Source organism: Streptomyces sp. CA189 (genome assembly GCF_056428985.1).
Genome location: NZ_JBWJVM010000061.1, coordinates 1 through 11,582, shown reverse-complemented (window position 1 = coordinate 11,582; position 11,582 = coordinate 1). Strand labels below are relative to the sequence as shown.

The window sequence follows — 11,582 nt, the reverse complement described above, 5'->3', positions numbered from 1 at the left end:
CAACGGCGAAGACCTCAACGTTCGTTCAGTCATGCTTACCGATCGCGATGAGCTGGACTGCTTCCTGATCCTGGCCGAGGAGCTGCACTTCGGCCGCACCGCCGAGCGCATGCTGCTCTCCCGAGCCCGCGTCAGCCAGCTCGTACAGCGCCTCGAACGGCGCGTCGGCGCCCCGCTCTTCCTGCGTACCAGCCGCAGCGTCGCCCTCACCGCGCTCGGCGCCCAGCTCCGCGCCGACCTGGAACCCCACCACCGCGGCATCGCCGCCGCCCTGGAGCGGGCCGCGGCCACCGCCCGCGCGGCGGACGGGGTGCTGCACGTCGGCTTCACCACCCCGCCCGCGGGTGAGCTCGTCCTGCGCGCCGCGCAGGCCATGCGCAGCACGCACCCCGGCATCAGCGTCGAGGTGTGCGAGGTGCCGCTCTCCGACCCGTACGGGCAACTGCGCGGCGGGGCCTTCGACGTGGCCTTCGCGGAGTTCCCGGTCCGCGAACCCGATCTGGGGGAGGGGCCGGCGCTGTTCACCGAGGCGCGGGCGCTGGCCGTGGCCGCCGGGCATCCGCTGGCCGCGCGGGACTCCGTGACGCTGGAGGAGCTGGCGGGGGTCGCGCTGCTGGCCGTCGCCGGGGACCTGCCCGCGTACCTGCGCGAACACCAGGCCCCGGCGCGCACCCCGGGCGGTCGGCCGATCCGGCGCGGCCCGGAGGTGACGAACCTGCAGGAGGCGCTGATGCTGGTCGCGGCGGGCCGGGGCGCCCTGCTGACCTCGGCCCACGCGGCGGCCTACCACGCCCGCCCCGGGGTCACCCACGTACCGGTGGCGGACGCCGAGCCGGTCGGGTACGGACTGGTCTGGCGAGCGGGCGAGGACACCGGGGCGGTACGGGCCTTCGCGCAGGCGGCGCAGCGGGCGGCGGCGCGGGCCGGGGCCGGGGCCCCGTAGGGGCCGGGCGCCGCAGCCCCGTAGGACTCAGTCCTTGTCCTTGTCCTTCTCCTCTTTCTTCTCGTCCCGCTCCTCGCGCAGGGACTTCAGGAACTCCGGATTGTCGTCCGGGGCCACCCACGTGCGGCGGCCCGGACGCGGCCGGCCGCCACCGCCGGGCACCCGCTTCTTGCCCGCGAAGAGCCACACCACAGGACCGATGATCGAGAAGAGCAGGATGATCATGACCCAGACGACCTTCGGAAGGTGCTTGACCTCCTCTTCCGGCGTGTTCAGGCAGTCGATGAAGGCGTAGATGGTCAGCGCGATGATCAGCAGGAACGGCAGATAGCGCAGCACGGTGTGGGACCGACCCCCAGAAGAACGGTGCGGACCGGGCAGGCCCGCCGTGGACTCTTCCAGGGTAGAGGGCCCGCCGCGGTTCGGGCCCTGGGCGGGGATGCCACAATTGCGTGCATGGCTTACGACGATCTCCGCTCGCTGCTCCGGGCCCTCGAGCGGGAGGGCGACCTCAAGCGCATCAAGGCCGAAGTGGACCCGTACCTAGAGGTCGGGGAGATCGTCGACAGAGTGAACAAGGCGGGTGGACCCGCGCTGCTCTTCGAGAACGTCAAGGGCTCGGCGATGCCGCTGGCCATGAACGTCTTCGGCACCGACCGGCGACTGCTGAAGGCCCTCGGCCTGAAGTCGTACGCCGAGATCAGCGAGAAGATCGGCGGCCTGCTGAAGCCGGAGCTGCCGCAGGGCTTCATCGGAGTCCGCGAGGCCTTCGGCAAGCTCGGCTCGATGGTGCACGTCCCGCCGAAGAAGGTGAAGGGCGACTCCGCGCCCGTCCAGGAGGTCGTCCTCACCGGCGACGACGTGGACCTGGACCAGCTCCCGGCCCTCTTCACCTGGCCCAAGGACGGCGGCTCCTTCTTCAACCTCGGCCTGACGCACACCAAGCACCCGGAGACGGGCGTGCGCAACCTCGGCCTGTACCGCCTCCAGCGCCACGACAAGCGCACCATCGGCATGCACTGGCAGATCCACAAGGACAGCCGCAACCACTACGCGGTGGCCGCGGCGCGCGGTGAGCGGCTGCCGGTCGCGATCGCCTTCGGCTGCCCGCCGGCCGTGACGTACGCGTCGACCGCGCCGCTGCCGGGCGACATCGACGAGTACCTCTTCGCCGGGTTCGTGGCGGGCAAGCGGATCGAGATGGTGGACTGCAAGACCGTCCCGCTCCAGGTCCCGGCCAACGCCGAGGTGGTCATCGAGGGCTGGCTGGAGCCCGGGGAGACGCTCCCCGAGGGCCCCTTCGGCGACCACACCGGCTTCTACACCCCGCAGGAGCCGTTCCCCGCGCTGACGATCGACTGCGTGACGATGCGGAAGCGTCCGCTGATCCAGTCGATCGTCGTCGGCCGGCCGCCGACGGAGGACGGCCCGCTGGGCCGGGCGACGGAACGCTTCTTCCTCCCGCTCCTCAAGATCATCGTCCCGGACATCGTGGACTACCACCTCCCCGAGTCGGGCGGCTTCCACAACTGCGCGATCGTCTCGATCGACAAGAAGTACCCGAAGCACGCGCAGAAGGTCATGCACGCCATCTGGGGCGCGCACATGATGTCGCTGACCAAGCTGATCATCGTGGTGGACAAGGACTGCGACGTCCACGACCTCCACGAGGTCTCCTGGCGGGCGCTCGGCAATACGGACTACGCCCGCGACCTCACCGTCGTGGAGGGCCCGGTGGACCACCTGGACCACGCCTCCTACCAGCAGTTCTGGGGAGGCAAGGCGGGGATCGACGCCACGAAGAAGCTGCCGACGGAGGGTTACACCCGGGACGGCGGCTGGCCTGACATGGTCGAGTCCGACCCGGCCACCGCCGCCCTGGTGGACAGCCGCTGGAAGGAGTACGGACTGTGAGCCCGATCGAGGTGGGCGGCCCGGAGCTGGTCATCGGCACGCCCGATGCGTACGTGGCCCTGGCGCGCCCGGAGATCGACCCGGCGCAGCCCGGGGTGGTGCTGGCCGCGCGCGAGGCGGGAGTGAGCCCCGAGGAGTTCGCCGGGCCCGGGGACACCTGGGCCGTGATGTTCGAGGTGGCCGAGGACGGCGGTGGCTTCGAGCTGCCGGGCGCCCGGGACACCGAGGCGGACGGCTTCGCGGAGCAGCTGCAGCTCGCGCTGGCGGCGGCCGAGCCGTTCACGGCCGAGGCGGGCAACTTCCTGCGCCTGGAGGCCCGCCCCTCGGGCGACGCCTGGCTGGTCACCGCCCATGTCACCCCGCCCGAGGGCGAGGAGGACGGGGCCGCCCCCCAGAGCCTGGAGCTGGGCGCTCTGCCGGCGGCGGAGCTGCTGGCCGACATCGAAGAGTTCCGGAGAACCCTCGCATGATGACCACCGCCGACGAGGTCGTCGGATCCGGTCCCGCGCCGCAGGCCACCGGCAAGGTCAAGGCGTTCCTGCGGCTCGTGATGATCGAGCACTCGGTCTTCGCGCTGCCCTTCGCCTACATCGCCGCGCTCACCGCCATGTACACGCTCGACGAGCGGATGCACTGGGGCAAGCTGCTGCTCGTCACCGTCTGCATGGTGGGGCTGCGGACCTTCGCGATGGCCGCCAACCGGATCATCGACCGGGAGATCGACGCGCGGAACCCGCGGACCGCCGGCCGGGAGCTGGTGACGGGCGCCGTCTCGGTCCGCTCCGCCTGGACCGGGGCCGGGATCGCCCTCGCGGTCTTCCTGGGCGCGGCCGCGCTGCTGAACCCGCTCTGCCTGATGCTGGCGCCGATCGCCGTGGTGCCGATGGTGGTGTACCCGTACGGGAAGCGGTTCACGAACTTCCCGCACGCCATCCTCGGCCTCGCCCAGGCGATGGGCCCGGTCGGGGCCTGGATCGCGATCACCGGCGAGTGGTCCTGGGACGCGGTGATCCTCGGCCTCGCGGTGGGCGTGTGGATCGGCGGCTTCGACCTGATCTTCGCCTGCCAGGACGTGGCCGCGGACCGCGCGGAGGGCGTCAAGTCCGTCCCCGCCCGCTACGGCATCCCGGCCGCCCTGTGGGGCGCGCGCGGCGCGCACGTCGTGGCCACGGCCCTGCTGGCCTGGTACGCGGTGGCGACGGACGCGGGCCGGCTGTTCTGGGTCGGCCTGCTGATCGTCGTGGCCGCCTTCGTCTACGAGCACACCATCGTCACGCCCCACGACCTGTCCCGCCTGAACCGCGCCTTCTTCACGGTGAACGGTTTCATCGGCATGGCGCTGTTCGTCTGCGCCCTGCTGGACCTGGTGGTGCGGGGGCTGTCGCTGTAACTCGATCGTGTGTGCCCTGCCGGATTCGGCGGTTCGCGACCTGCCCCGGTGGCTAGCGTGCGGCATACCATCGAGTGCATGGACAGGGAGGCTGACGTGACCGTCTCGGAGACCGAGCGCCTGCACTCACAGCTCAGCCGGTTCGAGGACATGTTCCCCGGGTACCGGATGGAGATTGTCGAGGGCGCCATCGTGATGAGTCCACTGAAGCCGCACCACGCCAGGACCATCCGGTTGCTGTGGAACACGCTGGAAGCCCAGATTCCGCCGGAGTGGGGTTTTATCAGCGACGTTGCCGTCCCCTTCGACGGTGAGAACGAGTTCTGCCCCGACCTCGCTGTCATTCCCGAGGCGGAGGCGGACAGGAACCTCAGCGCCTACCCGCCTGACCTGGTCGAGCTCGTCATCGAGGTCGTCTCCCCGAGCAGCGTGCGCAACGACTACGAGATCAAGGACCGGGCCTACGCCCGGCGCGGCATCCCGCACTACCTGATCTTCGACCCCTACAAGGCGCGGTGCACGACCCTGTGGAATCCCGGCCCCGACGGCTACCGGGGCCGTGACGTGATCCCGTACGGGAAGACGGTCACGGTGGAGACAGGCATCGGCAGGGTCTCGGTGGACACGGCGATCCTCCCCGTCGACCCCGGCTCCGCCGCCTAGACCGCCGCCACCTCCGGCCGCGGCCGGGCCACCAGGGCCACCGCCGCGCCGGCCAGGAGGCCGAAGAGGTGGGCCTGCCAGCTGACCATCGAGTCCGTCGGCAGGGCTCCGGCCAGGAAGGTCGTGCCCCAGACGGCGGCGATGACGACGGCGACCGCCACGCCCAGGGGGCTGCGTTCCACGAAGCCGCGGACCAGCAGGTAGCCGAAGAGGCCGAAGACCAGGCCCGAGGCGCCCGCCGTGACGCTGTGGGGCGGGGAGATCAGCCAGACGGCGAAGCCGTCGGCCAGCACGATGGCCGCGCTGACGGCCAGGAAGCGGCCGATGCCGCTGAGCGCGGTGACGAAGCCGAGTACCAGCAGCGGGACGCTGTTGGAGGCCACGTGGTCGAAGCCGAAGTGCAGGAAGGGCGCCAGAGGTATCCCGCTCAGGCCGTCGGCCTCCCGCGCGGTGATCCCGTAGGAGTCGAGCGCGTGGCCCGTGGCGTAGTCGACGGCCTCGATCAGCCAGAGCAGCGCAATCCAGCCCAGCATCAGCTTCGCGGCGGTCAGGGCCCGCCCGGTCCGGGTCCATCGGCCCGCACCCGCCGCCGCGTCCGTACCGCCCGCGCGCATCCCGCTTCCGCTTCCGCTCCCGCTCATGACGACCCTGCTCCCCACGCTTGCGTGTCCACCCCTTGAACGTGCGGACACCTTAGCCAGTGCCCCTCGGCGGTGGCCGGATAGTCTCGGAGGTATGACTGAGGGCAAGCGCACCCCGTGGGTGGTCGGGGTTTCCGGGGCGTCCGGGACGCCGTACGCGGCCGCCGTGATCCGCGGGCTGCTGGCGGCGGGCGAGAGCGTGGACCTGGTGGTGAGCCGGGCGTCCAGGCTGACCCTGCTGGACGAGACGGGGATCGCCTTCCGCGACGCGCACTGGCGGGACGATCTGGGGGAGTGGCTGGAGCGGGGGGCCGACGGCAAGCCCGCGACCTTCGCGAGCCCGGACCTGGACGGCGTGCGCTACTGGCCCGCGGGGGACTTGGCGGCCGGACCGAGCAGCGGCTCGTACCCGGTGAAGGGGATGCTGATCGTGCCCGCGTCCACGGCCTGTGTGGCCGGAGTGGCGCTCGGGCTGTCGAAGGACCTGCTCCAGCGGGTCGCGAGCGTGACGCTCAAGGAGCGGCGCCGGCTGGTGGTGACGGTTCGGGAGACCCCGCTGAGCGGGCAGACGCTGAAGCATCTGGTGAGCCTGGACGAGGCGGGCGCAGTGGTGCTGCCCGCCTCTCCGGCGTTCTACGCGGGTGCGACGCACATCCAGGATCTGGTGGACTTCGTCGCGGGGCGGGTGCTCGACGCGGCAGGGGTGCCGCACGGGCTGTACCGCCGGTGGGAGGGGGAGCTCGGTGGCTCCCGTCTGCCCGCTCCCGGGCAGGCCCGGGAGGCGAGCGGTGGCGCTTAGCGCTTCTTGGCGCGCCCCGGCTTGCGGGTCTTGTCGACTCGGTGTGCGGCGGCGGGCTGGTCGGTGCGGGATCGGTTGGCCAGCTCCTGGAGCTGTCGCATGTGCGCGTAGGCCATCTCGATCGTGTACACGGTGAACCACTCCTGAAAATCGTCAGATCGTCTTTGATCTGTTGAAAGATTCACAGGGTGTCGACCCTGTGTGCCTTTGATTCTATACGTAAACTTGAGGGAATGCCGAATAATGGAAGGTTCCAGGTACATGGACGCGGTGGACAAGCAGCTCATCCAGGCACTTCGTGAGAACGGACGCGCCTCGTACGCCGAGCTGGGCCGGCTCGTGGGCCTCTCCGGCCCCAGCGTCACCGACCGGATCAACCGGCTGGAGACGGCCGGGGTCATCACCGGCTACCGCGCGACCGTGGACGCGGCCTCGCTCGGCCTCGGCGTCACGGCACTGATCGGCATCTCGCTCTCCGACGCCGCGGACCACGAGGACGTGGCCCGCCGGCTGCGCGACCTCACCGAGATCGAGGACTGCTGGTTCATCGCCGGCGACGACTCGTACATGCTCAAGGTCCGGGCCGGCGACGTGGACGGGCTGGAGCGGATCATCCGCAAGCTCTCCAGCACCAAGGGCGTCTCGCGCACGCGCACGACGATCGTGCTCTCCACCAAGTGGGAGAACCGGGTCGGGGGCCTGCCGGAGGAGGCCTGAGGGCGCTGAGAGTACGGTTGGGGCGCGGTTGTGGGGCACACGGACCGCGCGGATTCGAGGACAGATGGAGAGGACCGGCATGGACGCTGGGCTCAAGCGTGAGCTGGAGGACAAGGTTCGCTCCGGCGAGCGGCTGACCCGTGAGGACGGCATCGCCCTCTACGAGTCGGACGACCTGGCCTGGCTCGGCGGCCTCGCCCACGAGGTGCGCACGCGCAAGAACGGCGACGTCGTCCACTTCAACGTCAACCGCCACCTCAACATGACGAACGTGTGCACGGCCTCGTGCGCGTACTGCTCGTTCCAGCGCAAGCCGGGCGAGAAGGACGCGTACACGATGCGCATCGAGGAAGCCGTCCGCCTGGCGAAGTCCATGGAGAACGAGAGCCTCACCGAGCTGCACATCGTCAACGGCCTGCACCCCAGCCTGCCCTGGCGGTATTACCCGCGCTCGCTCTCCGCGCTGAAGGAGGCGCTGCCGAACGTCTCGCTGAAGGCGTTCACGGCGACCGAGATCCACCACTTCGAGACGATCTCCGGCATGTCGGCCTCCGACATCCTGGACGAGCTGATCGAGGCCGGTCTGGAGTCGCTCACCGGCGGCGGTGCGGAGATCTTCGACTGGGAGGTCCGCCAGCACATCGTCGACCACCGCACCCACTGGGAAGACTGGTCGCGCATCCACCGCCTCGCGCACTCCAAGGGCCTCAAGACCCCGGCGACGATGCTCTACGGGCACATCGAGGAGCCGCGCCACCGCGTGGACCACGTGCTCCGGCTGCGCGAACTGCAGGACGAGACCGGCGGCTTCCAGGTCTTCATCCCGCTGCGCTACCAGCACGACTTCGTGGACATGAAGGACGGCAAGGTACGCAACAAGCTCCAGGCGCGTACGACGATGGCGACGGGCGCCGAGGCGCTGAAGACCTTCGCGGTCTCCCGTCTGCTCTTCGACAACGTCCCGCACGTCAAGGTGTTCTGGGTGATGCACGGCGTGCAGACGGCGCAGCTCGCCCTCCAGCACGGCGCGGACGACATGGACGGCTCGGTCGTCGAGTACAAGATCACGCACGACGCGGACAACTACGGCACCCCGAACAAGCTGGGCCGCGAGGACCTGTTGGAACTGATCCGCGAGGCGGGCTTCCGCCCGGTCGAGCGCAACACGCGCTACGAGATCATCCGCGAGTACCCCGGCCCGGACGCGGAGCTCCGCGAGACCCCGCAGGCGATGCGGGTCTGACGTCCGGCTGCTTGTCTGGTCGATTGTCCGGCTGTCCTGATGCCCTGTGCCCCGGTCCTCCCCTCGTGGGGGGTCGGGGCACATTGCGCACCCCATCGGGTAATAGGTAATCTAGCCTAATGGCCCTTACCTTCACCTTCGATCCGGTCGTGGACCCCGCCCTGGCTGAAGACTTCGCCGCGCTCTGGACCGACGTGTCCAACGCCGGCGGCGCGGTGGGCTTCGTACCGCCCGTGGCGATCGAGGACGTCCGCCCCGACGTGGGCAAGCACCTCGCCGCGGCCGCCGAGGGCCGCAGCCGGCTGCTCGTCGGGCGCGACGCCGCCGGGCGGGTGCGCGCCACCGCCGTCATCGCCCCCAACCAGCACCGGCTGCAGAAGCACTGGGTCTGGGTCTACACGGTCATGGTCGACCCCGCCCTCCAGGGCCGCGGCGCCGGCCGCGCGCTGATGGCGGCCCTCGCGGACGCCGCCCGCACGATGGACGGCATCGAGGCGATCCGCCTCAGCTGCCGGGGCGGGCTGGGTCTGGAGGACTTCTACGCCGCCTGCGGCTACAAGGAGGTCGGCCGCGTCCCCGGCGCCATCCGCGTGGCCCCGGGCGACGACCGCGACGACGTCACCCTCCTGCTGCCGCTGCACTGACCTGCGGGGCCCCGCGGGGCGCGACCCCGCCGGGCCGGAGCGGGGGTCCGGCGTGCTTCACTGGACGGGCACACGTACCGCCGTAGGACGACGAGAGAGAAGGGGTCACCGTGTCCCTCAAGCCGAGCGCGACGATCCGTTACACCGCGATGCGCCTGGGGATCTTCGTCGGGTGCCTCGTCCTCGTCGCCGGTCTGGTCCGGCTGGGCTGGGTGCCCTCCGGTCTCGGTGACGCCAACCCCGCCTGGGTCGTGCTGCTCGCCCTCGTGCTCTCCGCGCCGCTCTCCTTCGTCCTGCTGCGCAAGCAGCGCGACGAGATGTCCGCGGCCATCTCCGGACGCGTCGCGGGCGCGAAGGACAAGCTCGCCGCGAACCGCAGCCAGGAGGACGACGCGGTCGACGAGGCCGCGCGCGCCAGTTAGCTTCATCACACATCGAATTGCCTCGGCATCGGGTCACCGCCCGTCATGCCGGGGCTTTCGGCGTTTTCCGGGGAGTTCGCCGGGGTTTCCGGCCCGCGCAGACCCAAAGGGACCCTTTGAGATTCTCAAAGGTGAAGTGTTAGCGTGTTCAACATGTTGACGACAGCAGCGCACCAGACGATCACGAGCGTTCCGCTCGTGGCGCGCCTGCACGTCGACCTCTGCCGCCGCGCGTCCGCGGCCTGTTGCTGTTGTCGCTGAGTCCCGCGACCAGCCCTGGCACAGCAGCGGTCCCGCCCGCCCGGCTCTTGGCTTTTCCGGGTGCTGCCGCACCGCACCACCACCCCACCGCACACACCGCAGAACCACCCGGAGAGTGTCCGTGTCCGCGTCACCGCAGACCCCTGCCGCCGAGGCCCCCGCCCCGGTGAAGAAGTCCTCGTTCTCGTTCCCCTTCTGGGCCCAGATCGTCACCGGCCTCGTGCTCGGTGTGCTGCTCGGCTGGCTCTCCCGCAGCCAGGAGATCAGCTGGCTCGGTACGACCCTGGAGCAGATCGGCGACATATTCGTCCAGCTCCTGAAGCTGGCCGTCGCCCCGCTCGTCTTCTTCGCCATCCTGGTGTCGATCACCAACCTCCGGAAGGTGAACAACGCCGCGCGGCTGGCCTCGCGCACGCTGCTCTGGTTCATGATCACGTCGCTGATCGCGGTGGCCATCGGCCTCGCCATCGGCCTGCTCACCAACCCGGGCTCCGGCACCGGCCTCACCCCGCAGGACGGCAAGCTGCCGAAGCGCGAAGGGTCCTGGCTGGACTTCCTGACCGGCATCGTGCCGACCGACGTCATCACGCCGTTCACCGAGCTGAACGTCCTGCAGATCGTCTTCCTCGCCGCCGTCGCCGGTATCGCCGCCCTCCAGCTCGGCAGCAAGGCCCAGCCGGTGCTGAACCTCGCCGAGTCCGTCCTGGAGCTGCTCCAGAAGGCCCTGTGGTGGGTCATCCGCCTCGCCCCGATCGGCACCGTCGGCCTGATCGGCACCGCGATCGCCACGTACGGCTGGGACCTGCTCGGCAAGTACGCCACCTTCACCGTGGACGTGTACGTCGGCTCCGCGCTCGTGATGTTCGGCGTCTACCCGCTGCTCCTGTGGACCGTCGCCAAGGTCAACCCGCTCCAGTTCTTCAAGGGCGCCTGGCCGGCCATCCAGCTGGCCTTCGTCTCCCGCTCCTCGGTCGGCACCATGCCGGTCACCCAGAAGGTCACCGAGCGCCTCGGCGTCCCGAAGGAGTACGCCTCCTTCGCCGTCCCGTTCGGCGCCACCACGAAGATGGACGGCTGCGCCGCGATCTACCCGGCGCTCGCCGCGATCTTCATCGCGGAGATCTTCGGTGTGCAGCTCGGCATCACCGACTACCTGCTGATCGCCTTCGTCTCGGTCATCGGCTCCGCCGCGACGGCCGGCCTGACGGGCGCCACGGTCATGCTGACCCTGACCCTCTCCACGCTGGGCCTCCCGCTGGAGGGTGTGGGCCTGCTGATGGCGATCGACCCGATCCTGGACATGATGCGCACCGCGACGAACGTGGCCGGGCAGGCGCTGATCCCGGTCATCGTGGCGGCCCGCGAAGGCATCCTGGACAAGGCGGCCTACGCGTCCGCCTCCTCGTCCCTGCTGGACGAGCCCGCCCCGTCCGAGGCCAAGGCCCAGTCCGACTCCACGGAGGCCGACTCCGACTCCGACGCCGACCCGGCGAAGGTCCTCGTCACCGCCTGACCCCCGCCGCCCAACCACCGCAGCCCCCGCCCCCGTCCGTCCGGGCGGGGGCTGCGGCTTGTCAGTGGGGGGTGTGAGGATGCGCCGTATGACATCAGCGAGCTCGGCCACCGCCGCCGACTACAGCTGGATACGGGCCTCGCCCTCGCTGTTCGCGTACGCGCTGGAGGGCGGGTACACGCTGACGCTGGTACGCGGCCTCTCGCCCGTGCGGGTGCTGGAGGTGGTGGAGGCCGAGCCGCGGGACGCGTGCGAGGGGTAGGGAACTGCTGGTTCTTTGGTCCACTCTTGTGAGTGATGGTCCATTTGGGTGAGTGCCGTTACGGTCGACTGCATGGATCTCAAGGAGTCGGCGAAGGCGTGGGATACATGTCCCCCGAGTGCCTGTCGCTGGTTCCGCGAGGGCAGGGCGCTGGACGCGGTGGGCGGCGA

General features: G+C 70.3%; 16 protein-coding genes. 13 read left to right on the top strand and 3 right to left on the bottom strand.

The features are described 5' to 3' along the window. Positions 1 to 31: 31 nt before the first annotated feature. Positions 32 to 943: a LysR family transcriptional regulator gene (locus AC061S_RS32530; RefSeq protein ID WP_478689472.1), complete on the top strand. Its 912-nt coding sequence runs from the start codon at positions 32 to 34 to the stop codon at positions 941 to 943. A 27-nt stretch (positions 944 to 970) separates the two neighbouring features. On the opposite strand, the gene AC061S_RS32525 is transcribed toward AC061S_RS32530, so the two are convergent. Then, positions 971 to 1,282, bottom strand: a complete 312-nt coding sequence (locus AC061S_RS32525) for a PLDc N-terminal domain-containing protein (RefSeq protein WP_478689471.1) — start codon at positions 1,280 to 1,282, stop codon at positions 971 to 973. A gap of 117 nt (positions 1,283 to 1,399) precedes the next feature. Between AC061S_RS32525 and AC061S_RS32520 the strand changes: the two genes are divergently transcribed. The 4 genes from AC061S_RS32520 (at position 1,400) to AC061S_RS32505 (ending at position 4,910) form a co-directional block, all read left to right on the top strand. Beyond that, positions 1,400 to 2,857: a menaquinone biosynthesis decarboxylase gene (locus tag AC061S_RS32520; protein ID WP_243340066.1), complete on the top strand. Its 1,458-nt coding sequence runs from the start codon at positions 1,400 to 1,402 to the stop codon at positions 2,855 to 2,857. After that, entirely contained in the window at positions 2,854 to 3,327 is a 474-nt protein-coding gene (locus AC061S_RS32515; RefSeq protein WP_478689470.1) for a hypothetical protein, read from the top strand. The genes AC061S_RS32520 and AC061S_RS32515 overlap by 4 nt, the downstream gene beginning before the upstream one ends. Further along, positions 3,324 to 4,247: a menaquinone biosynthesis prenyltransferase MqnP gene (mqnP, locus tag AC061S_RS32510; protein ID WP_478689469.1), complete on the top strand. Its 924-nt coding sequence runs from the start codon at positions 3,324 to 3,326 to the stop codon at positions 4,245 to 4,247. Before AC061S_RS32515 ends, mqnP begins: the two co-directional genes overlap by 4 nt. Positions 4,248 to 4,325: 78 nt before the next feature. Then, positions 4,326 to 4,910, top strand: coding sequence for a Uma2 family endonuclease (locus tag AC061S_RS32505; RefSeq protein ID WP_478689468.1), 585 nt, complete (start codon positions 4,326 to 4,328; stop codon positions 4,908 to 4,910). On the opposite strand, the gene AC061S_RS32500 is transcribed toward AC061S_RS32505, so the two are convergent. Next, a complete protein-coding gene (locus AC061S_RS32500) occupies positions 4,907 to 5,524 on the bottom strand; it encodes a rhomboid family intramembrane serine protease (protein WP_478689511.1) in 618 nt (205 codons plus the stop codon). The genes AC061S_RS32505 and AC061S_RS32500 overlap by 4 nt on opposite strands. 121 nt (positions 5,525 to 5,645) lie before the next feature. Here AC061S_RS32500 and AC061S_RS32495 point away from each other — a divergent pair, with 121 nt between their 5' ends. Then, positions 5,646 to 6,350 carry a UbiX family flavin prenyltransferase gene (locus tag AC061S_RS32495; RefSeq protein ID WP_478689467.1) on the top strand — a complete coding sequence of 235 codons (705 nt, stop codon included), beginning with the start codon at positions 5,646 to 5,648 and terminating at the stop codon, positions 6,348 to 6,350. Here the strand turns inward: AC061S_RS32495 and AC061S_RS32490 are convergent. Further along, the gene (locus AC061S_RS32490; RefSeq protein WP_275431884.1) at positions 6,347 to 6,481 is read right to left on the bottom strand and encodes a hypothetical protein; all 135 of its coding nucleotides are present in this window, start codon (positions 6,479 to 6,481) and stop codon (positions 6,347 to 6,349) included. The two genes, AC061S_RS32495 and AC061S_RS32490, sit on opposite strands and share 4 nt — an antisense overlap. Positions 6,482 to 6,611: 130 nt before the next feature. On the opposite strand from AC061S_RS32490, the gene AC061S_RS32485 reads away from it, so the two are divergent. From AC061S_RS32485 to AC061S_RS32455, 7 genes are all read left to right on the top strand, one after another. Continuing rightward, complete coding sequence (locus AC061S_RS32485) at positions 6,612 to 7,067, top strand: Lrp/AsnC family transcriptional regulator (RefSeq protein WP_478689510.1); 456 nt, start codon at positions 6,612 to 6,614, stop codon at positions 7,065 to 7,067. A gap of 79 nt (positions 7,068 to 7,146) precedes the next feature. Beyond that, entirely contained in the window at positions 7,147 to 8,310 is a 1,164-nt protein-coding gene (mqnE, locus tag AC061S_RS32480; RefSeq protein ID WP_327254377.1) for an aminofutalosine synthase MqnE, read from the top strand. 119 nt (positions 8,311 to 8,429) lie between these two features. Further along, on the top strand, positions 8,430 to 8,954 hold the full coding sequence (locus tag AC061S_RS32475; protein ID WP_478689466.1) for an N-acetyltransferase family protein: 525 nt from the start codon (positions 8,430 to 8,432) through the stop codon (positions 8,952 to 8,954). Positions 8,955 to 9,103: 149 nt separating this feature from the next. Beyond that, positions 9,104 to 9,376 (top strand): DUF4229 domain-containing protein, encoded by a 273-nt coding sequence (locus tag AC061S_RS32470; RefSeq protein WP_478689509.1) that lies wholly within the window; start codon positions 9,104 to 9,106, stop codon positions 9,374 to 9,376. Positions 9,377 to 9,529: 153 nt separating this feature from the next. Beyond that, a complete protein-coding gene (locus AC061S_RS32465; RefSeq protein WP_356510414.1) occupies positions 9,530 to 9,637 on the top strand; it encodes a putative leader peptide in 108 nt (35 codons plus the stop codon). Between the two features lie 115 nt (positions 9,638 to 9,752). Continuing rightward, positions 9,753 to 11,150: a dicarboxylate/amino acid:cation symporter gene (locus tag AC061S_RS32460; protein ID WP_478689465.1), complete on the top strand. Its 1,398-nt coding sequence runs from the start codon at positions 9,753 to 9,755 to the stop codon at positions 11,148 to 11,150. A gap of 88 nt (positions 11,151 to 11,238) precedes the next feature. Beyond that, positions 11,239 to 11,412 (top strand): DUF6461 domain-containing protein, encoded by a 174-nt coding sequence (locus AC061S_RS32455; RefSeq protein WP_478689464.1) that lies wholly within the window; start codon positions 11,239 to 11,241, stop codon positions 11,410 to 11,412. Positions 11,413 to 11,582 lie beyond the last annotated feature (170 nt).

Excerpts from the sequence above, each read along its gene's own strand:
- AC061S_RS32485 (WP_478689510.1), top strand. The coding sequence starts at position 6,612 with ATGGACGCGGTGGACAAGCAGCTCATCCAGGCACTTCGTGAGAACGGA.
- mqnP (WP_478689469.1), top strand. The coding sequence starts at position 3,324 with ATGATGACCACCGCCGACGAGGTCGTCGGATCCGGTCCCGCGCCGCAG.
- AC061S_RS32495 (WP_478689467.1), top strand. The coding sequence starts at position 5,646 with ATGACTGAGGGCAAGCGCACCCCGTGGGTGGTCGGGGTTTCCGGGGCG.
- AC061S_RS32520 (WP_243340066.1), top strand. The coding sequence starts at position 1,400 with ATGGCTTACGACGATCTCCGCTCGCTGCTCCGGGCCCTCGAGCGGGAG.
- AC061S_RS32505 (WP_478689468.1), top strand. The coding sequence starts at position 4,326 with ATGGACAGGGAGGCTGACGTGACCGTCTCGGAGACCGAGCGCCTGCAC.
- AC061S_RS32465 (WP_356510414.1), top strand. The coding sequence starts at position 9,530 with ATGTTGACGACAGCAGCGCACCAGACGATCACGAGCGTTCCGCTCGTG.
- AC061S_RS32500 (WP_478689511.1), bottom strand. The coding sequence starts at position 5,524 with ATGCGCGCGGGCGGTACGGACGCGGCGGCGGGTGCGGGCCGATGGACC.
- AC061S_RS32455 (WP_478689464.1), top strand. The coding sequence starts at position 11,239 with ATGACATCAGCGAGCTCGGCCACCGCCGCCGACTACAGCTGGATACGG.
- AC061S_RS32530 (WP_478689472.1), top strand. The coding sequence starts at position 32 with ATGCTTACCGATCGCGATGAGCTGGACTGCTTCCTGATCCTGGCCGAG.
- AC061S_RS32470 (WP_478689509.1), top strand. The coding sequence starts at position 9,104 with ATGCGCCTGGGGATCTTCGTCGGGTGCCTCGTCCTCGTCGCCGGTCTG.
- mqnE (WP_327254377.1), top strand. The coding sequence starts at position 7,147 with ATGGACGCTGGGCTCAAGCGTGAGCTGGAGGACAAGGTTCGCTCCGGC.
- AC061S_RS32475 (WP_478689466.1), top strand. The coding sequence starts at position 8,430 with ATGGCCCTTACCTTCACCTTCGATCCGGTCGTGGACCCCGCCCTGGCT.